This window comes from Acinetobacter terrestris (genome assembly GCF_004331155.1).
GTDB lineage: Bacteria > Pseudomonadota > Gammaproteobacteria > Pseudomonadales > Moraxellaceae > Acinetobacter > Acinetobacter terrestris.
This window is the reverse complement of record NZ_SJNZ01000014.1, coordinates 40,232-62,892: the sequence shown is the minus strand read 5'-3', so window position 1 is coordinate 62,892 and position 22,661 is coordinate 40,232. Positions and strand designations below refer to the sequence as shown.

Below are 22,661 nucleotides of genomic sequence, written 5' to 3'. Positions count from 1 at the left end.
TTCTACATTCGCATAGGCTTGGATAAAGTGTTATGTCATTAAAGCAGTAGTCTGAAACACTGACGACCTGATCATTGGCTTCCACGGCAGTCACTCCACCATCTTGCATGAGTTTTTTCCATTTAAACAGTAAACTTGGAGTAATTCCATACTGTCTGGCAACGGAAGAAACAGATGATCCGGGTTGCAGGGTCATGGCAACAAACTGCGCTTTCTCTTGACCTGTATAACGTCTGCGACGCTGGACGGATGTAATAACTTCGATACGTTCCATAAGACACTCCTTAACTCTAGTTCTATGCCTAGGTCTTAATTTTGAGTGTCCGTTTTAATTGGGGGTTATTAAATATAGTAAAGGCTCCCCGAAGAAGCAGAAAGCAAGTGAACTCCGTAAGGAAGTCACACAATAGTTTTGCTTTCAGAATCCCCCACACTTGAACATCGTTAAAGTGGTGGGGTATGCCAATGATTCAGCCTGAAAACCTTTAAGATCCTTGTCGAAGGCTATCGAAACAGAAGTAAAAGACTTGGCTTTAAATTCAATTTAATGACTGAAATCTATAACTTAGATCTGAATAAAAAATGATTTATGAAATAATTTTTATGATATAAGTATCACAAATAATCACTTAGGATTGATCTAGTGAGACAGGTTTTATGGGCGCTCAACTTAAATCTGCGCAGGTTAATCTTACTTTTAACTATTCTAAGTGTGACCTGTCTGTTTATCTTTTCTTTATTCTTTATAAACCAAACAGTTAAAGCACGCCTAATGGATAATTCCTTGGCATTAAATGCAGAATATTCGTCTAGAATTGCTGCGCATACCAATTATCAGTTTGAGGAAATATTAAAAAATTTAAGATTTAGTGCGAACCTGCTGGGCAAAAATTTTTCCAGTGAAAGCCTGAGAAGCAGTGAAGCGGCGCGCCTAAAAAGCCAGTCTGGAAATTTCAATAGTGTTTTTCTGGCTGACAGGCAAGGCCATGTCGTTTCATTTTTCCCGACGACCTTAAAGATTGATCCCAAACATATCCAGAAAACACATGGTATTACCGAGTCGCTCAAGCGTAAGCAAACTTATATCTCTTCTCCGTACTGGTCTTCGACCAAAAGACTGATTGTCATTGTTTCTCAACCGATCTTTGATGACAAAGGGCAATATCTGGGTTTTATTGCGGGCACGATTTATCTGCAGAGCAAGAATTTGGTCAGTGAAATGCTGGCCTCCAAATATGGCTACAAGAAAAATTATACCTATGTCATGGATGACCAAAAACGTATCATTTTTCATGCAGATACTCGGCAAATTGGCCAGAAAGTTCAGGCCAGTGATGGATTAACAGCTATGCTTCATCAACAGGATGGAGCTTTCCGTCTGATGAACAGTAAAGGAATAGATAGTCTTGTCGGTTTCTCGCATATTCCCAGCGTGAGCTGGATTGTGGTATCGCAGCAGCCGATTGATGAGCTATTTGCTCAGGCCAACAGCATCATTTTCAAAGTGTCCATCGGAATTACACTATTTTATCTATTCATTTTCTTTGTGGTCTGGCGTTTATCTGGCTTTATTGCACTGCCTTTAAATCATTTGGCGAAAATGGCCAGTATGTTGAACAGGACGGATATTCAGGAAAAAATTAACAAAATTGATCCTTTGTATTTTGAAGTCGATCAATTCAAAAACTCCCTGATGCTGAGCTGTCAGAATTTTAATGAAAAAATTGATGAGCTGAATCAGTCCGTGAATAGCGACCCGCTGACCGGTTTGTACAATCGCCGTGGGATGAAGCTGTTTATTGAAGAATTTGTGCGTATGCGTACCGAGTTTGCTGTGCTGGCGGTGGATATCGACTTCTTTAAAAAGGTGAACGATACCTATGGTCATGACAAAGGCGATGTGGTCTTAAAAAGGCTGGCGAGCGTAATGAAATATCATTTTCGAGACAATGATATCTGCTGCCGTTCAGGGGGGGAGGAGTTTATTATTTTAATGGCTACTTCGGATCCGGAAATTACTTTTCAGGCTGCGGAACGGCTACGAAAAGCGGTTGAACTCACAGAGATGGAGGATATGGGAACGGTGACCATTTCAATTGGTATCGCTTACTGGCCTCGAAATTCTGAAGATGTAGAGGACGTTCTGAGAATGGCGGATCAAAAACTGTATCAAGCCAAGCATGAGGGGCGTAACTGTACGCGCTAGATTCTAGGCATCAACTGATAAAATCACCAAGAAGAATATTTAATCCTCCTCTATAACCGAGTAATAAGTCACTCAAAGACTACCGGGGGGATTGTCCCGAGCACATCCTATTTTAGCTATTCCATCGCCACTCTTAATGACATCACCTTGATCAGACTGTATTCTGATTGTAAAAAATACATATTGAGAGAACTGTGCTCGAAATTATTGCTCAGCTGTGTGGCGGTATTGGTTTATTTTTAATTGGCATGATTTTAATGACCGACAGTCTTAAAGAAATGGCAGGTGAAACTTTACGAATATGGCTGACCAAATTTACAGGGACACCGTTTAAGTCACTGTGTTCTGGTATTGGTCTGACCTTGATTGTCCAATCTTCTACAGCCACTACCCTTGCGACTATTGGTTTTGTCGGGGCAGGAGTATTGAGTTTTACCCAAGCGATTGGGGTGATTATTGGTGCCAATATCGGAACAACCAGTACCGGTTGGATGGTGGCTTTGCTCGGGGTTAAGTTTTCTATTGCCACTTTTGCCTTGCCTCTGATTGCTTTAGGCGCGCTGTTAAAATTATTAACCCATGGCCGTTTAGCATTATTGGGTTTTGTACTGGCAGGTTTTGGTCTGATTTTCTTTGGAATTGATCAATTACAGATTGCGATGTCAGGATTTGCTAAACAAGTCGATTTGTCAATTTTTAACTATCACTCATTTGGGCAAAAGCTGTTTCTGGTTTGGATTGGCCTGATCATGACGGTCTTGCTGCAGTCTTCCAGTGCCGCCATTACTGCGACTCTAGCTGCTTTAGCCAGTACAGCAATTGACCTGCAGCAAGCCTTATTACTGGTGATTGGACAAAATATCGGGACAGTGGCAACTGCAGTACTGGCTGTTATTGGTGGCTCGGTTAATGCCAAGCGGACTGCAGCGGTGCATGTGGTTTTTAATGTGGTCAGTGCGGTATTTGCTTTCTTTGTATTGCTGCCCTTATTTAACTGGACCTATTATCATATTCAATCTATTGCTGCATGGGATGAGGTCGTTATAGTGGCGGCCTTCCATACTTTATTTAGTGTAATGGGCGCATGTATTTTTATACCTTTGATCCATCAATTTAATGACCTCATTTGTAAGTTTTTACCTCAGAAAACCTCCGGGGTGCTCGAAATTCTGGATGAATCCAATCTGGAGATTCCAAGTGTGGCCATCATCGCTGCAGAAAAAGTAGCGTATCAAAGCCTGATTCAGATGTTTGAGATATTGCGTCGTGCTTTTCAGGATGGGGCGACTGTTAGCCCAAAAGAATTCCAGCAATTAGATGAAGTGATTGAACAGCTAGAAGCCTATTTAGAGAAAATTGTGGTTCCAGAATATCAACAAGATAAACAACGCTTGACCTTTTTATTACGCATGATGGTTTATATGCATGTTCTGCGAAGTGATTTGGAAGGTGTTTCCTATGCATTGGTTATTCGGACCCAACCCCATATTTATCAAGTGGCTTTAGATTTCCTAAATATTCTGGATCATTATGCAACCAGTTTGGAATTCTTAGAAAATGCTGAAGTCATTGATAATTTTAAACAGGAACTGGCCAATCTTAAACACTGGACCGATGAGAACCGCGCAACCTTACGTGAAGAGGTGATGCAATATGCCACCTTAAACCGGCTGAGTGCAGCAAGAAGTTTAAAGCTTCTTGCTGCAAAACGCTGGCTGGACCGATTGATCGCCCATACCAAAAGACTATCAAAAGTGCTGGCTGAACGTTGAAACCTTTATCAATCCTTTAACAGTCTTCTGGCATCTTTCAAGGCAGTTCTTAAACCTTCTTTCAGAGTGGGATGTTGACATCCTCCCCCAGCTAAAGCAAGGGGATTCCTACTGCTAGACGCTCATGCCCAAGCGCGAGTATGTTCAGGGCGGAATTCAAATCCCGCTGCCAGACTGTACCGCAGTTCTGGCATGTCCATTCTCTCATTCCAAGATCAACCCTACCTTTCGGACTACTGCTTGATATTTTCTTGCAGTACGAGCAGATCTGGGTGGTATAGGCTTCATTGACTTCTTTAAACAATACCCCTGCGTTCTCGCATTTATACTTGAGCATTGTTTTGATTGCTGAAAATCCTGTGTCCAAAACAGATTTCGCCATCTTGGTTTTCACCAGCTTTTTCGCACTTAAGTCACCAACAACAATCAGTGCATTTTCTTTCACAAGCAGAGTGCTTGCTTTATGCAAATGGTCTTTACGACAGTTTGTAATCTTGGCGTGTAATGCACGTACACGTTTTTTATTTCTTGCTCGTTGAGCTATACCTAATTTCTTCTCATATTTTCGATAGAATTTAGGATTTGAAATCACAGTACCATCTGAGCAGGTGGCTAAATCTTTTAAGCCTAGATCAATCCCGATCGCTTTGGGGGCGGTGGGTTTCTCAGCTTTAGGGCTATCCACAACAAGACACACATACCAGCGCCCACGACTATCCTCAACAAATGAGCCTGTTCTAACGCTGTATTTGCCTATACCGTAACTATCCCATAGCTTGAATTTCTGCTTGCCGTATTGCACATAGCCATCAGCATAGTTTATCCCTGACTTCTTAAATGGTATCCAACCAAGTGAACGTCTTGCTGACTTCTTGTTACTCACACGCCATTTTAATTTTGCTTTTCTAAACTGTTTTCTTTTACCAGCATATTCTTCTCTGATTGCATCCACCGTTTGACTATGCAGCCCACACAATTTTGAAGTCCCTTTTGTGTATTTAGCCATATCGAATGCTGAGAAAAAGTCACCTGTTCTTTTTAGGTGTTTGAAACTTAAATCATTCACATAATTCCAAACAAAGTTCACCTCAGATGCTAATTGGTCTAGCACCTTGCAATGTTTGTCTTTTATGCGTAATTTAAGTGTTTTCATGGGCTTATTTTAGATCATGTTAAATTAAAGGTGTTGATTTTTAAAAAATCCAACAACATTTCATGTCGTGTCGCTTATATCTCTGCCCTGAAGGACAGAGTTTTACGCTCCATTTGATAAAAAGGTTTCTTCAAAATATTATCCACGCTCAAATCAAATATTGGCTAAATAATCTGCAACATCATCCACTGTGGCTCTCGCTGTTCTAGAAACGCCAATTAATGTTGCAGAGGCTAGTCCAGTCCAGTCTCCATATCCCACTAACCACAAGTTCGCGATCTTGACCGACCTTCCGTCCTTAACCTCTACCGAGTTATCTTGCTCTACCGCACCCAGACTTCTCAAGTGATCCAATGAGGCTTTAAAACCCGTACACCAAATCACTGCATCAACGTGTTCTTCAGAGCCATCAGGCCAAATGACAGAATTTGTGGTAAACGATTTAAAAGGCGGACGACTATGCAAAACCCCTCTCTCCCTCGCCTCCTTAACACTGTCTATCATCACGATATCTCCAAGCCCCCCAACAGGCTGATCAATGACTTTACCCTCTTGTTGTGCTTTTAAGCGTTCCGTCGCTCTTAAAAATAATACACGACCGTCTACATCATCCGATAGAAATTGAGGTGGACTTTTCGTGACCCAAATGGTTTCAGCAACTTGTGAAACCTCAGCGAGTATCTGCGCGCCCGAATTCCCCCCGCCCACCACGATGACTTTCTTATCTTTAAATGGATCTGCATTCAGGTAATGGGCTGAATGTAACTGAGTGCCTTGAAAGTTTTCCTGTCCCGGATAATCAGGAATAAAAGGTTTGCTCCATGTCCCTGTTGCACTGACCACCACCTTGGCTCGCCAAAACTTTTCTCCGGCATATACGTCTAAATACTTTCCCTTCGATTCCACACGATCGACATGTACTGGACGAACAATCGAAAATTGATATCTCTGTTCATAAGCCGATAAATACTGGATCACCTCATTTCGTGTTGGATAGGTCTGTTCAGTGATGGGCATCATCCAACCGGATAGAGAACTCCAGGTATTAGGAGAAAAAAGACGCAATGACTCCCAGGTATGCAGCCAGGCACCCCCTGCTTGATTTTGCTCATCCAATATAATGAATGGGATTTTCTTGCGCTTTAAAAAATAAGCGGTAGATAAAGCGGCCTGCCCACCACCGATAATGATCACATCAGTTTCAGTCTGTTTCTGGTTCAAAGCCTTCACCTTTTCCTTATTTATCTCTGACTTTTTTAATGTAAAAACCCAATCATGAAGACTGGGTTTTTACAATATTCATTGTACCTTTAACAGCACTTCATCGGTACAGCATAAAAGTGTTACTGACCTGGCAATGAGGCGCAGTATTTAATACCATCCAGCATTTACAAACTGCGCTGATTTACACGATTGGACAACTCTTCAGCCGATTCCTTGCGTTCAGAATAACGATCAGTCAGGTATTTGCTTTGACCACGAGTCAGTAGGGTGAACTTAAATAACTCTTCCATGACATCCACAATCCGGTCATAGAAAGCTGAAGGCTTCATTCGTCCATCTTCTTCGAATTCCAAGAAAGCTTTCGGAATTGAAGACTGATTTGGAATGGTGATCATCCGCATCCAGCGCCCCAAAATACGCATCTGGTTCAGGCTGTTAAATGACTGTGATCCACCACTGACTTGCATCAAGGCAAGGGTTTTACCTTGGGTGGCACGGATTGCCCCTCCTGCCAGTGGAATCCAGTCTATTTGTGATTTAAAAATTGAACTCATAGAACCATGGCGTTCAGGTGAACACCAGACCATGCCTTCTGACCATGTTAAAAGTTCATGCAACTCTTTTACTTTTGGATGTTCAGTATCGGCATCTTCTGGTAAAGGAAGCCCTTTAGGATGAAAGATTTTGACTTCTGCCCCAAAATGCTCAAGGATTCGACCGGCTTCAAGAACTGCAAGGCGACTATAAGAGCGTTCTCGATTCGAGCCGTAAAGGAGCAAAATGCGAGGGGGAGGAGCAAGTTCTTTTGCCTGAACTTTTTCAAAAGTCGGTCGCTCAAGAAGATTAAGATCTACGTTTGGGAGATTCATAGAATTAGGCCTCTTTAAAAACTTTTTTTCTCAGCCAGAGCGAAACACTCACCAAGGCAATCAACACCGGAACTTCGACCAATGGACCAATAATCGTGGTAAAAGCAACAGGTGAAGCGATACCAAAAGTGGCAATTGCGACTGCCAGTGATAATTCAAAATTATTCCCGGCTGCAGTAAATGCGATTGCTGTGGTCTTAGGATAGTCATTGCCCATCCATTTACTCATAAAGAAGCTGATAAAGAACATCAAAACGAAGTAAATGGTTAAAGGAACCGCGATTCGTAAAACTTCCAGTGGAAGACTCACGACATCACCACCTTTTAGGCTAAACATGGCCAGAATCGTGAACAGTAAAGCCATTAAACTCAGCGGGCTGATTTTCGGAATAAACTGAGTTTCATACCACTCTACCCCTTTTTGTTTCACCAGAATCCAACGCGTTAAGAAACCCAACAGAAATGGAATACCAAGATAAACCAGAACAGCATGGGTGATAGTCCAGAAATCAACATGAATGACCTGTGAAGCAACCCCAAAATAAGGTGGCAGGAAGGTCAGGAATAACCAGGCATAGGTACTAAAGAATAAAATCTGGAAAATGCTGTTAAACGCCACTAAGGCTGCAACATATTGATTATCACCACAAGCTAGGCCATTCCAAACCAATACCATGGCAATACATCGAGCTAGACCGATCAGGATGACACCGGTCATATATTCGGGATAGCTATGTAAAAATATAATAGCCAGAGCAAACATCAATACTGGAGCAATTAGCCAGTTTTGTATTAAAGATAAAGTTAGTGTTTTTTTATCTTTAAATACTTGTGGCAACGTCGCATAGTTCACTTTTGCCAGGGGTGGATACATCATCAGAATAAGACCAACTGCAATTGGAATATTCACAGAGTTGATACTTAATTGATCGAGTGCGACAGAAGCTTGCGGAAAGAAGTTCCCGATGGCAATACCTAGAGCCATGGCAATAAAAATCCATAGCGTCAGGTTACGATCTAAAAAGGATAAGCGTTTTTCAGACATATCTCTTACTCGACATTCGAAATTTTATTGATTTCAGCAATGAGTTCAGGACGAGAGAGTTTATTTACATCGAGGGCAAATAAAGCATCTAAGCGTTTATTGATATGTTCAACAGTGCTCATAAAGGCTTTCATTTTTTCTTCTTTATTCACTTCTAGGTGTGAAGGATCAGCCAATCCCCAATGTGCCTTGATTGCACCACCCAAATAAAGTGGACAGGCTTCTTGAGCAGCAGAGTCACATACCGTGATCACAACATCAGGTTGGTACTGTTCACAGTCATCAATCGTTTTACTCCATAAACCTTCGGTAGATAACCCTAAGTTTTCAAGGGTTTCTATGGTCAGCGGGTGCACTTGTCCTGAAGGCTTACTCCCAGCACTATATGCTTTCCAACCTTCCGGGGCACGGCTATTAAACAAAACTTCTGACAAGATGCTACGGCAGCTATTGCCTGTACAAAGAAATAAAAACTTCATTTTTTACTCACAATGAATTTGAATACAAGAATCAGGTATAGGTGATTTATTCAGACTTTCTGTAGGTTGTAGTTCTGCAAGAATTGCAAAACACCACTCGGGTAATTTTTGGTTAATACTGTAATACACCCATTGCCCTTGACGACGATCGGTTAGTAGCCCGACTGAACGTAAAAGAGCTAAATGGCGAGAAATTTTAGGCTGGCTCAGTTGGAGTTTTTCGGTGAGGTCACAAACACAAAGCTCTTGATGCTTCGCCACCAAGACAACAATGTTCAGACGTGTCTCGTCCGCTAAACATTTAAAGAAATTGACTTGTTGCATCACTGCACCTCTCTGCTCATGTGGATATATAAATATCCACATATATTAACCAATTTTTTTATTTCAATCTTTGTCCATTTTCATCTACTATTTTTTCACCATCTTCTTTGCTAAAAGCACCTTTTTGTGGGAAAGGTAAAATATCTAGTACCACTTCTGAGGGTCTTGCCAGACGTGTACCCAATTCTGTAACTACAAAAGGACGGTTAATTAACAGCGGATACTGCAGCATGAAATCTATAAGTTGTTCATCAGACCAATCTTCCTGATCAAGCCCTAAATCAGAATACGGTGCTACATTGCTTCGTATAGCTTGTCTAACTGTAAGATTTGCCTCTTGAATCATGCGGCGTAGCTCATCTTGCGATGGCGGCATTTGTAAATAGTGAACAACTGTAGGCTCAATTCCTGCATTTTGGATTAAAGCCAAGGTATTCCTGGACGTACCACACTCAGGATTGTGGTAAATCTTGACGTTAGAGGTCATTTTGCTGACTCTGCTGTTAAAAACTTAGAGATATTTATATATGTATTTCCATATATATGCAAATACATATATTAAAATTCTTTTATTTGGTCAACTGAGCTTTCAAAAATTCATAAAATATTTGTATTTTTTCTCACAAATTTAAACATGAAGCATTCAAGGATAGGTATTCCTCCTTCTACCAACTATCAACAATGGCTATTGAATTACTCGATTGTTTTTCAGGATTGAAAATACACCCTGAAGACTAGTCAAAAAGACCCTAGCTTAAAATTTTGGATAACACACTTAGGCTATTTTTTATTCGAAAAGCCAGGATGCATGATCATCCAAAGATGCATATATGATCTAAAATCCTGAAAATGAATAGTCTTTTGCTTATAGATAAATTTGAATGTTAGCTCGAAATATTAATACTTATTCAAACCATTGAGATTGTGATCTATTTTTATTTTTTCAAATTCTTTCTCCTCGGGATTATAACCTCTTAAATGCCATACTTGCTTGCCAAATAAAGAGCTCCCCATATTTCTAAAATTTTCGAGGAAAAGTCGATCTTGTTCTGTATTGTAGAACTGATCCTAGACAGTATTGTGGACAGTTGATCCCTCTAAATTCTTGAAATATTTTTGTTCAAAGGCTTCTGGGCTTAACCAACCGTTTGCAGCGTCCCTTTGCTTTTAATGACAATAGACTTTTTGGATACAAAGCCTAATCTTTATCTGTAAGTACACAGGCTCCTGCAGCAATCGGATTTAAAGTTTGTTTAAGTGGCCTCCTGAACTGGTAGCGAAAAGCTTTTTATATCGATATCTTTCATGCATAAGTTATGCATGAATATTTTAAAATTTACGGTACAGATTATTACCAAAAAGATCATATTTTTTTGATTTATGAACGTAGTCTAATAAAGGGTATTACTTTACCAAATAACCGCACATCAAAAACCCAAAAGTACAACCATTAGGTAAACAATATGAAAATTCTTGTCGTTCTTACATCACATGACCAACTTGGCAATACAGGCAAGAAGACCGGCTTCTGGCTTGAAGAGCTTGCAGCACCTTATTATGCCTTTATCGATGCGGGTGCAGAAGTGACATTAGCCTCTCCCAAAGGGGGTCAGCCGCCGCTAGATCCTAAAAGCAACGAGCCCGATTCCCAAACTGAAACAACGCATCGTTTTGAGGCAGATTCCTCTGCCATGCAAGCACTTGCGCATACCCAAAAGCTGAGCGAAGTGTCTATTAACGATTTTGATGCCGTGTTTTATCCAGGCGGTCATGGACCCTTATGGGATTTAGCAGAAGATACAGATTCAATTGCCCTGATCGAACAAGCTATTCAGATCGGTAAACCTGTTGCCGCTGTATGCCATGCGCCTGGGGTGCTTCGTCACGTTAAAACGGAACAGAGTAAACCGTTAGTTGCAGGTAAGTCAGTCACAGGTTTTAGCAATAGCGAGGAAGCTGCAGTGGGTCTGACTGAAATCGTGCCTTTTCTGGTAGAAGATGTGCTTAAGGAAAATGGGGGGAGTTATTCCAAAGTGGATGATTGGCAAGTGCATGTTGAGGTTGATGGATTGCTCGTCACTGGACAAAATCCAGCTTCTTCTGAGGCAACAGCCCACGCACTACTTAAACTGTTAAATTAATCCATAACCCATGGCTGATCTCATTTTAAACGTGATCAGCCATTTGAAGTGAATAAATTGAGAGGCTATGACCAGAATGACGATTTCTGAAAGTCTTTTATAATCTATATCCCGACATAAAATTTCTCAATAAACTGCCGTGTCTTCACCAGCAGATTTGAAAATACATTATCCCGTTCAAACAGCTTCACCTTATAGTTCGGCAAATCTTTCAGTTCTTCCTTACGTGGCAAACGTTTGGTGAACTGGTAATGATCCAGTACTTGTTTCATCACTTCAGGCTTGAGGTTTTCTGCTTCACAGATGTGTTGATAGGCCTGTTCTTTTTCGAAATCCCAGAATGCTGCAAAAGCGGTTTGCACACTTTGACCATTGATCATTTTGGGCAGGTTTTCATTAATGAACTTCTTGATCAGTTCCTGCTTGTCATTCAGGCTCACGTCATTACCCAGCAGGTCATAGACCTGTGCTTCGTATTTCTTACGTTTCTCATCATCCCCTGCATCAATCGCCAGTTGCAACAGGTTGAGGATATAACCGACATTGATCCGGTCGCTGTGCAGCAAGTCCAGCTGGAAATCGACATCATCCAGTACCGATACTTTTTCTCTGGTGGTGGTCTTGCGCAGATCACGGCACAAGTCTGCATATTTAGAAGCAAAGTTAGCAAAGTGCTGTTTATCGAGCTTGGTTTGATCCTGATCATATTCCACAAAGGTTTGTAACTGCGCGTTATAACGCATCACTTCACGGAAAGCCTTGATAAATGCCAGTTGATCCTCTTCGGTCAAGAGTGCATCGACGGCCTGATAGTCAGGACTAATCGCCAAGAGCTTTGCGACTGCATTTTCATAGTCTTTTTTGATGTCTTCAAAACTTGGCACCAGTACGATCTGTCTACTCTCCTTATTCGAGAACAGCGCCAGTGCTTCATCGGTCGCCCGTTTCAAATTACGGAAGCAGATGATGTTGCCGAAAGGTTTCTTGTCATTATAAACCCGGTTAGTGCGTGAAAAAGCCTGAATCAAACCATGATATTTCAGGTTTTTATCGACATACAGCGTATTCAGTGGCTTGGAATCAAATCCGGTCAGGAACATATTGACCACCATTAAAATATCGATCTGCTTCTTTTTTACCCGCTCTGCAATATCGCGGTAGTAGGCGTAAAAGCCATCACCTGAATTGTAGTTGGTGCCAAACTGGACATTATAGTTGGCAATATAACGATCGAGTTTATCGCGATTGGACTGATTAATCTGGGTGGGTACATCGGCGGCTTCTTCTTCAATCAGCCCATTCTGAGCATCGCTATTGACCGCTTCATTGGCGCCATAAGAGAAAATGGTGGCAATCGTCAGCGGTTTGAATAATCGGCCTTGTGCTTCATCTTCAATTTGTTTGGCGGCTTGAACCTTTTCAAACATCTCGTAGTATTGGGTCAGCGTAGCCACGGAACTGACGCAAAACATCGCGGTAAATTCACCATTGCGGGTTTTGGTCGGATGGGTGTCGACAATATAGCGGGCAATCATTTCCAGACGTTGCGGATTATCATACAGCTCTTGGGTATCAATCCCTTCGACATCTTCATCATACGACTCATTAGTCTGCATACCTTTACTGCTGTATTTTCCGCGATAGTCAATCTGGAACTGCAGCACGTTGCGATCCCGAATGGCATCGACAATCACATACTGATGCAGGCACTGATTAAACAGATGATCTGTCGTGAGCTTTAAACCGGCTTTGGACTGGCTATTTTCTGCAAAGATCGGGGTTCCGGTAAAACCAAACATCTGGGCGTTGCTAAAGAACTTCTTGATGTTTTGATGGGTATCGCCAAACTGGCTACGATGGCATTCGTCAAAGATAAATACCACTTTCTGGTCTTTCAGATAATCAATATATTCCAGATAGCGGTCGCTGCTGATCGCGCGATTGAGCTTTTGCAAGGTGGTGACAATCAGCTTGTCATGCCGTTGATCGAGCTGTTTGACCAAGGTATGCGTGCTATCGGTACTGTCCACACTGTCGGCTTTAAAGGCGTTAAATTCTCTGGAAGTTTGCGTATCCAGATCATTGCGATCCACGACAAATAACACCTTTTCCACATCCGGCATTTTCATGATGATCTGGCTGGCTTTAAATGAGGTCAGGGTTTTACCCGAGCCTGTGGTATGCCAGATATAGCCATTTCGATTTGAAGTTTGCACCTGCTGCACAATCTTCTGTACCGCATAGATTTGGTAAGGTCGCAGCACCATCAATTCTTTAGACGTTTCATGCATTACCATATATTGGCTGATCATATCGGTGATATGTGCCGGGGTCAGAAACACCTCAGTGAACTTGACCACTTCATTGATGGTTTTATTGTCGATCCCTGCCCACGGAAAGGCAAAGTCGATATGTTTGGTACCGTTTGAATAGTAACGGGTATTGGCGCCATTACTGATCACAAACAGCTGAATAAAACTGAATAAGCCCTGCCCTGCCCAATAGGCTTCACGGGTATAACGCAAAGTTTGATTAAAGGCTTCGGCAATTTCCATACCGCGCTTTTTCAGTTCAATTTGAACCAAAGGAAGACCATTGACCAACAAAGTCACGTCAAAGCGGCTGGTACGGCCATTATGATCGCGATGATCAATGGTAATTTGATTGGTCACTTGATAGATATTTTTTGAAGCATCATTGAACAGAAAGTCGATATGTCGACTGGAACCATCATCAAACTTCACAGGAAAGCGGTCACGCAGATTTTTGGCACGTTCAAACACTGTGCCAGAATTTAAATGACTGATCACCTGTTTCCATTCATCTTGCGATAATGGTTGCAAAGCATTGGCACGTTCAATCTGCGTTTTCAGGTTTGACAGTAGCTGGCCTTCATCCTTGAGCGTCACTGAGGCGTAACCTAATTGTTTCAGCTGGCCAATCAGTTCATTTTCAAGTTGATATTCGCTTTGTACTGTCATTTCACCCTCTAATCTTTTAAATTATTCACGTCAATCTTGATTATCTATAATAAAAATTTAAGCAACTTCGATACCTTGCGCATCAAGATAATTATCTAACTCTTCTGAGTACGCATCATAATCTTGCTCAAACAATGCCTTGCTATAACTTAAACCACTAGGCAATTCAAATTGCTCATCAAGAAAATCATTGAATTCAAGATAGTCCTCGTAACGGTAGCTTTGTGTGTAAGAGAGATCAATTTTAAGCAGAAAAAGAAGCAATATATATGATAATCGATCTGTTGTTTGTGCAATAATCTGAGCTAATTCCACTCCAACTGAATAACTCTTTGGAAGAATTTTGCCGTGAGATATCTCACCAACATTATTTCTCATCTCCCCCAGAAAACGTATCCATTGATTAAGTGCTGAAAAATAATTTTCTATGTCGCTTTTTGGCATTACATTTTCAATTGCTGAATGTTCGTAAATGCACTCCTTAGCTTTTTTAAACAAGCGCCCTAAATCCAATAAATTAATATCCTTGGCGTTTTCATACGGTCTAAGTTTTAAAATAATATTTTTAGCTATCGCTTCTATAAATGATTTACTACATTCAATCAGCGTATCTCCACACTGATTAGTTTGTTGATCAATTTGATTTAATAATCTTTCTAAATCTTGCAACCATTTATGTTTAGATGAATGTAGTGCTATAAGTTCTCTGGATTTTTTCATAACAAAACCTATATAAACATCTGCTGTAACAAGCCTTTTTTCCAAGTTTTGGCCTGTTCAATTTGCTGTACAACCACTTCAACTTTTTGGTCGATGGCAAAGAGGAAATTAGCGATTTTGGTTTGTTCTTCTAGGCAAGGAACATGAATCGGGCATGAAAGAACTTCTTCTTTTTTTAGGTTTGTTTGCCCAACACCACTATCAAAGGCTAAATAATACTTGTGACGATTAAGCTGATATTGAAAAAATTTAGAATGATTTAATTTATTAAAAACAAACATACCAATACGCTGATTAAGTGCATATTTACTACCATCTTCTATATGTAAAACTTTAGCTATGGCTTTACCATTTGGCACATCACTCATAACCATAACTAAACAATCATCAAAAACCTTTTGATTACATGCAATTACTTTTTTAAATACCTTCATATCTGTTGAAACGAATTTTGAATTAATTAATATAAATTCACCATTAAAATCAACATTATTTTCATGCCCCTTCCCATTATAAAATTTAATTACATTATCTAAAATTTTATTCTCCCACTCCTCAAACTCACTCCCATCATCCGCTTTAAAACGAATCTGCTGGCTAAACAGCTTTTGCATCATGCCCTGTTTATATTGGCTAAGCAGCTGATGTTTTTGCATCAGTTGACTAATCTTTTCATCTACTGCTGAAAGAAAAGAAGTAATTTGGGTTTGTTCTGTAAGTTCGGGGAAGAAAAAAGAATAATCCTTCAATTTAGCTAAAGTAATACGAGTAATTGCTTGTCCTGACATTGAAGAAATAATAGTATTTTGCCCTAAATCACTTTGTAGAATTTGCAAAATAAAATTATTATTAAAACTATCTTTTTTTCCTCTTAAAACTGCAACACTTGATAAAAGTGAAAACTCTTCATCTAAAGTATTTAGGCAACAATTCCCTGTATTTGCTCCATCTTTTGTAAGCAAAATATCGCCTAGCTGAACTTTACATCTTTTATAAATTGTCTCATGTTCATCTTTTGAGATGTAGGAAATATTAGTCAAGTCTAAACCGTCATTTCTAATATTTTTTGACGTTATATATTTAAACTCCCCTTCTGTCGTTTTAGGAGAAAAATGTGTTCCATCTACTACATATTCAGTTGCTTCTGCAATCTTGTATCTAGTCCAATTCCCATCAAATTCTTTAAAGCGTAACTTAGGCGCAGTCATTATTTTACCTCCGCAAATGGGGAAGCAATCCCAAGCTCTTTGCAAAAATCTGCAATCACGGCATCGGTTTTTTGACTGTTTTGTTCCAAATCTTGCAGTTGTTTGGCAATCATATCTAAATCAATTTCTGCTTCCGCTTCAAAAGTATCGACATAACGCGGAATATTCAGGTTGTAATCATTGTCTTTGAGTTCTTGTAAAGTTGCTACATGGGCATATTTCTCAATATTCTGACGCTTTTCAAAAGCCGCAATAATATTGTCCAGATGCTCCGGCAATAACTTGTTTTGATTCTTTTGTTTTTCAAACCCGTTACTGGCATCAATAAACAGAATATTGCCCGTATGCTCACGGTTTTTCTTTAGTACCAGAATACAGGTCGGAATCGAGGTGCCATAGAAAATATTGGCCGGCAAACCAATAATGGTATCCACCACATTCAACTGTTCCATCAAGTACTGACGAATCACGCCCTCACTGGAACCACGGAATAACACGCCATGCGGTAATACCACCGCCATAGTACCGTTGTCATCCAGTTGATACAGCATGTGCTGCACAAAGGCCATATCGGCTTTGGAACTTGGCGCAAGTTTGCCATAAGCGGCAAAGCGTTCATCCTGTAAAAATAACGGATCGGCTGACCAGTTAGCTGAAAATGGCGGATTGGCCACCACCGCATCAAACTTGTGCTCTAAATGCTGCGGACGGGTTAAAGTGTTTTCCTGCTTGATGTCGAACTTGGCAAAATGTACATCATGCAGAATCATGTTCATGCGCGCCAAGTTGTAAGTGGTACGGTTCATCTCCTGACCATAAATCATGTCCACATCTTTGACTTCACGTTTTACCCGCAGCAACAAAGAACCCGAACCGCAGGTTGGGTCATACACTGAACGTAAACGCTCTTTGCCTTGGGTGACAATTTTAGCCAGTAAAGTCGATACCGTTTGCGGGGTATAGAACTCACCGGCTTTTTTGCCCGCGCCTGATGCAAACTCACCAATCAGGTATTCGTAAGCATCACCCAGTACATCGGCTTCAGTATTGGAAATATCAAAATCAATGTCGTCTAAATGACTGAGGACTTTAGCCACCAGTTCATTGCGGTCACTGGCATTGTTGCCGAGCTTGGTCGAATTCAGATCCAGATCTTCAAACAGGTTGGCAAAGTCATCGGCAGAGTCGGTGCCTAAAGTACTTTGTTCAATCGATTTTAAAGTCGCAGTTAAATCATCCAGAATAAACTCGCCCTGACGACCACGCTGCGCCAAGCTATGAAACAGCTGTTTCGGTGTCAGCGCATAACCGACTTCGGCAATGGCATTCTTTTTGATTTCTTCGATATAAGGCACATGCTCAGGATTGTTCTCATCCAGCTCGAGGAATGCAACATCTTCACCATCTAACAGCTCATTGGCAAAATTAACTGACTTTTCCGATAAATATTTAAAGAAAATAAACCCCAGAATGTAATCGCGAAATTCATCTGCCCCCATGGTTCCGCGTAAAGTATTGGCAATATTCCAAAGTTGTTTTTGTAGCTGTTGCAGTTGTACCTGAGTCATTCGAAGTCCATACACTTGTTGCTTAATACTGGAGGAGTTTAGCTTGCTTATTCATAGCCTCTCCCACCATGTGACATAACTTGTCGTTTCAATTTCGGTGCTTAAAGATATAAGCTCAATTGAGTGGCATCCATCGCGACAAAATGTGTAGTAAGTTGCTACACTTTTTAAATAATCTCTTTGCCGAAAATCTCGTTCAAACGTTCGCGATTTCCCTGAACAAAGGCAGGATCATTTTTTAGCTTATATTTCATTTCTTTTTTGAAATCATTCATCGATACGCCGGCCACAGCAAAATCCATTTGAAACATAATATCGTTTACAATCAGGTTAGCTTGAGAATCGGTTAAACAGCCTTCAGCTTTAAACCACTTGCTGAACTGTTTATAATTCGGATCATTGGCGTGAATATACCAAGAGCGAACCGTCATATCGAATTTTGCACCCAGCTCTTTCACGATGGCATTGTCATCAAAATCCACATCCAGATAAATTTGGGTATTTTCATTGCTTTGAGGAATCACCGCCTCAATATGCCCACTGGTAATTTTAAACCGGACACCGACAATAGGCCGTCCTTTCTTAATGGTGTCATATTCCAGCTTCAGACTGGTTCTATCATTAATTTCTTCAACAATTTTATCTAACACATAACGTCTGAAATCAACCCAACGATCATATTTCTTCTCGCCAATATCGGTTAATGCTTTGATGTTTTCCAGTGACAGTTCAACTTCGTATGTGTCCTGATTGGCATACTTGAACTCATTTTTAATAAAGTAGGAATACAGACTCATACTGGTCACCGAGTCTAAAGCGAATAAATCTTTTAATTGATAGGTGGTAAAATTACCGCTTGCCAGACGGGTGAAGTAAGGCAGCACTTCACTGGTAAAGCGAATCTGCAAGGCGTTTTTGGCGTCATCTTCCCAACGCAGCTCTCGAATAATAGGCACCACAGAATGTACTTTTTTTACTTTCCGTTTGCTGTCATCTAAAGGTTCTTCAATGACAAAATGGGCAACCCGGGAGGACAGCTCTTTATAGATCCGGTCTATTGCAACATTAATGGAATTTTTTTTATCTAAACCGAGTAACTCGCCTAAATCATCTTTATGCAAATAAATATAGGTTTGCTCGGTAATTTCCCGGTCTTGATTATTTTTTTCACCGTAATTCGCCACCGCCATCGCATAAAGGAGCGCTTTATACTCATTGGATGACAATTCAATCGGTCGAATCAGGCGGTTGCTGGTACTGACCACTCCATTATGGCGAATATTCCCAATACAATAAGGTAAATATTCTATTTCTTCTTTTTCGTTCAGCTTGTTCATAAGTGGAAAATAAAAGTACTTTTCTACATGTTATACACAAAAGTGGAATCCTATGCAAATTATCCACCCTTTTAACTCGACACTAAACAGAAATGACCAACAAGCAATCAAAGCAAAGGCTAAGAGTGGAAGCCATGTCACTTTGTTTTGCTATTTAAAACACTTTTTAAACTTAAGGTGGAAAATAAAAAAAGTATTGCACTTTTTAGTGACAAACCTTCCACTTTTAGTATTTCTCACTCATTTTGAAAGTGCTTAGAAAGCCAAAAAATGCGCCAAACCACCCTATAAAGTGGAAAGAATAATTAAAAATGCACCTTAACAGTGACAAACCTTCCACTTTTAGCCTGCTCAGAAATGAAAACAGACAATATCCTTGATGAAATTACGAACAAACAGGTTATCCACAGGATAAAAATATTAAAATGACAAGTCTTCCACCTTTAAAGCCAAATAAACTAACTTATCAACAGATTAACAACCTGTTTTTAAATAATTTTATAGTTTAAATTCAAGCTTTATTTAAACTCCGTGACAAGTCTTCCACCCTAGTGACAAGTCTTCCACCTTTCAGTGACAAACCTTCCACTTTTCAGTGACAAGTCTTCCACCTTTCAGTGACAAGTCTTCCACCTTTCAGTGACAAACCTTCCACTTTTCAGTGACAAACCTTCCACCTTTAAAACCATAAGATATTGATTTTTAATAGTAAAAAAGTGCTCTAATTATAATTAACTAATTATATAAATTAATACTAATTATAATTAGCTAGCTATATTTAATAAAAAAAAGAATCTGTTTGTTTTTTATTCAAGTTCAGATTATAACTTCAACGTAGCGTAAAGAAGCTGTAGCAAGTTGCTACAAAGTTCTTTATATTACAATAACTCAAACGAGGTCTATTATGACAAGTAAGTCGACTAAAATCATTGCTGTGGCAAATCATAAAGGTGGTTGCGGAAAGACGACCACTGTAGTTCATCTGGCATCAGAACTGGCAGACTTGGGCAACAAAGTCTTGGTGATTGATTTAGATCCCCAAGCCAACGCAAGTCTACATATCGGATCCAGACATCCAAGTGAAGTTGAAACCACTTCTGCTGAATTACTGGTGGGTGATTTAAGTCTGTTATCTGAAGCTTTAGAAGAAGAAACCAATTTCAAAAATGTTTCTTTAATTTATGGTTCTCTAACTTTAGGTAAAACTGAAGATCAACTCAAAGATGATTCTCCAAGACCCTCTGAAGAACTGGCGACTAAATTGGAACTGTTAAAAGGATTATATGATTTCATTCTGATTGACTGTCCTCCAAGCCTAAAACTTCTCACCAGTAATGCATTGGCTGCATCGACACATGTCATGGTGCCAATTGAATCAGGTTCACAATATGGCTTATATGGTGTAACTGACTTAATTAACCATTTAACTAAAATAAGACGTGTTAATCCTGAATTAAAACTCTTAGGCGCTTTATTAATTAAACATGATGAACGTCAAAACGTGTGTAAACTGATCAGAGACGAAGCTTTAAGCCAAGTCGGTGAATTGCTAAAAACTACAATTCCGATGAGTACTAAAGTGAATCAAGCCGCAATTTTGCAACAACCCCTATTGGCTGTTGATAAAAACGCTAAAGTTCGTAAAGCTTTTCAAGAACTAGCGAAAGAAATTATCAATCGTGTTGAATAAGAGCACTCTGAGAATATTATGGTAAGTACAAAAGAGCTGTTGGCCCAACGTCTTCAGCAAAATACTCAAAAACATCAACAGGCTCAAAAAGAGCATGTCAATGATGTGAAAGAACTACGTCGAAATGTACAGATTACAGATATTCAGCCTAGTCCTAATCAACCACGAAAAATATTTAATCAACAGGATATTGAAGACTTGGCCGCTTCGATTGACGAAATTGGCTTACTACAACCGATTGCAGTACGAAGAGTACAGGACAAATATGAGTTAATTGCGGGTGAACGACGGCTGAAGGCGCATCAGGTTCTTAATAAAAGTACCATTGAAGTGATTGTTATAGATGCATCAGATGAAGATGTAGCACTGTTAACTTTAGCGGAAAACTTAAAACGGGAAGATTTAACCGATTATGAAATCTATGTCGGTTTGAGTTCTTTGAATGAAAAATTAAAAAAGAATAAGCAAAAACTGGCAAAGTCCTTGGGCATGAACCGTGAGGATATGTATAAATATTTATCTTTCGAAAAATTACCTCAAGAACTGATTGCAGATTTAGAGCAACAACCGACCTTGCTGGCACGTACTGCAGCCACGGCAGTAAAAAAGTTTTTGTCCGACTACGAGGATAATTACAACAATGCCAAAAAAGCACTGTTAGACGCCTGGGCGAAATTACTGAACAAAGAAGTTGAACAAACAAAACTGGCATTACTGGCTGAAAAAATTCTAAAGTCGACAGAAACCAAACAGCCGATTAAAACTTCAATCGTGCATAAAATTGAATATGATGGAAAAGTCGCAGGGAATATCAAATTTGATCACAACACCTTAAAGGTGTCATTAAAAATGAGCGAATTTGATGATCAGAATTTACAACAACTGGAAAGTCTGCTGAAAACCATGCTGATCAAATCAAAAAAAGAAGTGTAGCAAATTGCTACACTTCTTTTTTAAACTGCAACTCGTAATTCACTTTTGAGCATAGCAATTGATGTATACATAATCGGAAGATATCATTGCTTAACTATAAAAAACTCGCCAGCTTTATAATTTCATTCTAATTTGGTTCTGCCCGCATTCAACACAATGGGCCTTATTTTATATAAAAAATCCATCTTTAAGATGGAGAATATTGGGCTGAGATTAAAGTAATTTTTTCTTATTTTGCGTATAAATAAGAAAACCATCAAAAAATGGGAAAATTGTGCATGAATATGCTGCATATTTGCGTCTATTTGCTTGTAAGAAGCCGATTTTAACAGTTTATATAGGAAGGTAGCTTGGAACAAAAATGATGCCTCTAAGCGCCAATGAAGAAGAATACAAAAGTGTTGTATAACCAGATTATTTCTGTGATAAATCTGAATAAACAGACATTAAAATATCAAAAAAAATAGTTATCACAAAAAAGAAGTTCACGGCTTAGAAGAATTTTTTGATGTCATCTATTGTTTCAAATCCAATTCTGCATTTCTTAAAGCTGTTTCAACTTAACAGTAGTCTTTTAAATGCCCCGAATCAAAAATGGCAAACTGGCCCGTTCTAGCTTTAGGTCCTTTTCAAACTTGGTAAATGGCTGACTTGAATCAGCGCGACATGTTCACTGCACGCTAAAGATTTAAATTGTGTACTCCATCGATTAAATTTCTACTGAGCATAGCAATTCATACATATAATCCGGATTTTTTCCTTATCCGAATTTTCTCTACAGCGGTTCGAAAAGGTTAACAGAAGAGATTTATCTTGATCATAAACTTGGATGAGGAAAACTGTAGAGAGTCATCCCTTGGATAAAGCGACATTCCAGACGAGTAGAAACTGTATATAGTTATCTTTGGGTCTCGTCTCATAAAGAAGAAAGAATGACTAAGTTTTGACCATGATTCATTCATTCTAAATGCTTCACTTCAGTTTTATAAAAGAAAATCAGGGGGACCTTAT

At 39.7% G+C, this 22,661-nt stretch carries 17 protein-coding genes and 1 pseudogene; 5 read left to right on the top strand and 13 right to left on the bottom strand.

Translation table 11 applies throughout. The annotated features are described in order from the left end of the window. Window positions 1-49: 49 nt before the first annotated feature. Window positions 50-274: pseudogene (locus E0H81_RS16210) on the bottom strand (transposase); the annotation flags it as partial. A 498-nt stretch (window positions 275-772) separates the two neighbouring features. On the opposite strand from E0H81_RS16210, the gene E0H81_RS09480 reads away from it, so the two are divergent. Further along, window positions 773-2,206 (top strand): sensor domain-containing diguanylate cyclase, encoded by a 1,434-nt coding sequence (locus tag E0H81_RS09480; RefSeq protein ID WP_235943617.1) that lies wholly within the window; start codon window positions 773-775, stop codon window positions 2,204-2,206. A gap of 194 nt (window positions 2,207-2,400) precedes the next feature. Continuing rightward, complete coding sequence (locus E0H81_RS09475; protein ID WP_131318435.1) at window positions 2,401-3,978, top strand: Na/Pi cotransporter family protein; 1,578 nt, start codon at window positions 2,401-2,403, stop codon at window positions 3,976-3,978. Window positions 3,979-4,069: 91 nt separating this feature from the next. Here E0H81_RS09475 and E0H81_RS09470 read toward each other — a convergent pair whose 3' ends face one another. The 7 genes from E0H81_RS09470 to arsC all read right to left on the bottom strand — a co-directional run bounded on the left by E0H81_RS09470 (window position 4,070) and on the right by arsC (window position 9,559). Further along, a complete protein-coding gene (locus E0H81_RS09470; protein WP_131318433.1) occupies window positions 4,070-5,131 on the bottom strand; it encodes an RNA-guided endonuclease InsQ/TnpB family protein in 1,062 nt (353 codons plus the stop codon). Window positions 5,132-5,284: 153 nt separating this feature from the next. After that, window positions 5,285-6,352 (bottom strand): ArsO family NAD(P)H-dependent flavin-containing monooxygenase, encoded by a 1,068-nt coding sequence (locus E0H81_RS09465; protein ID WP_131318431.1) that lies wholly within the window; start codon window positions 6,350-6,352, stop codon window positions 5,285-5,287. Between the two features lie 167 nt (window positions 6,353-6,519). Beyond that, window positions 6,520-7,224 (bottom strand): arsenical resistance protein ArsH, encoded by a 705-nt coding sequence (gene arsH / locus E0H81_RS09460; protein WP_131318429.1) that lies wholly within the window; start codon window positions 7,222-7,224, stop codon window positions 6,520-6,522. A gap of 4 nt (window positions 7,225-7,228) precedes the next feature. Further along, window positions 7,229-8,269 (bottom strand): ACR3 family arsenite efflux transporter, encoded by a 1,041-nt coding sequence (gene arsB / locus E0H81_RS09455; RefSeq protein WP_067723682.1) that lies wholly within the window; start codon window positions 8,267-8,269, stop codon window positions 7,229-7,231. A 5-nt stretch (window positions 8,270-8,274) separates the two neighbouring features. Further along, a complete protein-coding gene (locus tag E0H81_RS09450; RefSeq protein ID WP_067723681.1) occupies window positions 8,275-8,748 on the bottom strand; it encodes an arsenate reductase ArsC in 474 nt (157 codons plus the stop codon). Between the two features lie 3 nt (window positions 8,749-8,751). Beyond that, window positions 8,752-9,072, bottom strand: coding sequence for an ArsR/SmtB family transcription factor (locus E0H81_RS09445; protein ID WP_086194141.1), 321 nt, complete (start codon window positions 9,070-9,072; stop codon window positions 8,752-8,754). A 58-nt stretch (window positions 9,073-9,130) separates the two neighbouring features. Continuing rightward, window positions 9,131-9,559, bottom strand: coding sequence for an arsenate reductase (glutaredoxin) (gene arsC / locus E0H81_RS09440; RefSeq protein WP_131318427.1), 429 nt, complete (start codon window positions 9,557-9,559; stop codon window positions 9,131-9,133). Window positions 9,560-10,535: 976 nt separating this feature from the next. Between arsC and E0H81_RS09435 the strand changes: the two genes are divergently transcribed. Continuing rightward, window positions 10,536-11,213 carry a type 1 glutamine amidotransferase domain-containing protein gene (locus tag E0H81_RS09435; RefSeq protein WP_131318425.1) on the top strand — a complete coding sequence of 226 codons (678 nt, stop codon included), beginning with the start codon at window positions 10,536-10,538 and terminating at the stop codon, window positions 11,211-11,213. Window positions 11,214-11,317: 104 nt separating this feature from the next. Here E0H81_RS09435 and E0H81_RS09430 read toward each other — a convergent pair whose 3' ends face one another. From E0H81_RS09430 to E0H81_RS09410, 5 genes are all read right to left on the bottom strand, one after another. Continuing rightward, window positions 11,318-14,194: a type I restriction endonuclease subunit R gene (locus tag E0H81_RS09430; protein ID WP_131318423.1), complete on the bottom strand. Its 2,877-nt coding sequence runs from the start codon at window positions 14,192-14,194 to the stop codon at window positions 11,318-11,320. Between the two features lie 57 nt (window positions 14,195-14,251). Beyond that, on the bottom strand, window positions 14,252-14,914 hold the full coding sequence (locus tag E0H81_RS09425) for an abortive infection protein (RefSeq protein ID WP_131318421.1): 663 nt from the start codon (window positions 14,912-14,914) through the stop codon (window positions 14,252-14,254). Between the two features lie 8 nt (window positions 14,915-14,922). Continuing rightward, window positions 14,923-16,122, bottom strand: coding sequence for a restriction endonuclease subunit S (locus E0H81_RS09420; protein WP_131318419.1), 1,200 nt, complete (start codon window positions 16,120-16,122; stop codon window positions 14,923-14,925). Next, window positions 16,122-17,690, bottom strand: coding sequence for a type I restriction-modification system subunit M (locus E0H81_RS09415; protein ID WP_131318416.1), 1,569 nt, complete (start codon window positions 17,688-17,690; stop codon window positions 16,122-16,124). The genes E0H81_RS09420 and E0H81_RS09415 overlap by 1 nt, the downstream gene beginning before the upstream one ends. Window positions 17,691-17,857: 167 nt before the next feature. Then, window positions 17,858-19,027 carry a replication initiation protein gene (locus E0H81_RS09410; RefSeq protein WP_067724374.1) on the bottom strand — a complete coding sequence of 390 codons (1,170 nt, stop codon included), beginning with the start codon at window positions 19,025-19,027 and terminating at the stop codon, window positions 17,858-17,860. 904 nt (window positions 19,028-19,931) lie between these two features. On the opposite strand from E0H81_RS09410, the gene E0H81_RS09405 reads away from it, so the two are divergent. Continuing rightward, complete coding sequence (locus E0H81_RS09405; protein ID WP_131318414.1) at window positions 19,932-20,717, top strand: ParA family protein; 786 nt, start codon at window positions 19,932-19,934, stop codon at window positions 20,715-20,717. An 18-nt stretch (window positions 20,718-20,735) separates the two neighbouring features. Then, entirely contained in the window at window positions 20,736-21,650 is a 915-nt protein-coding gene (locus E0H81_RS09400) for a ParB/RepB/Spo0J family partition protein (protein WP_131318412.1), read from the top strand. The last annotated feature ends 1,011 nt before the right edge of the window (window positions 21,651-22,661 follow it).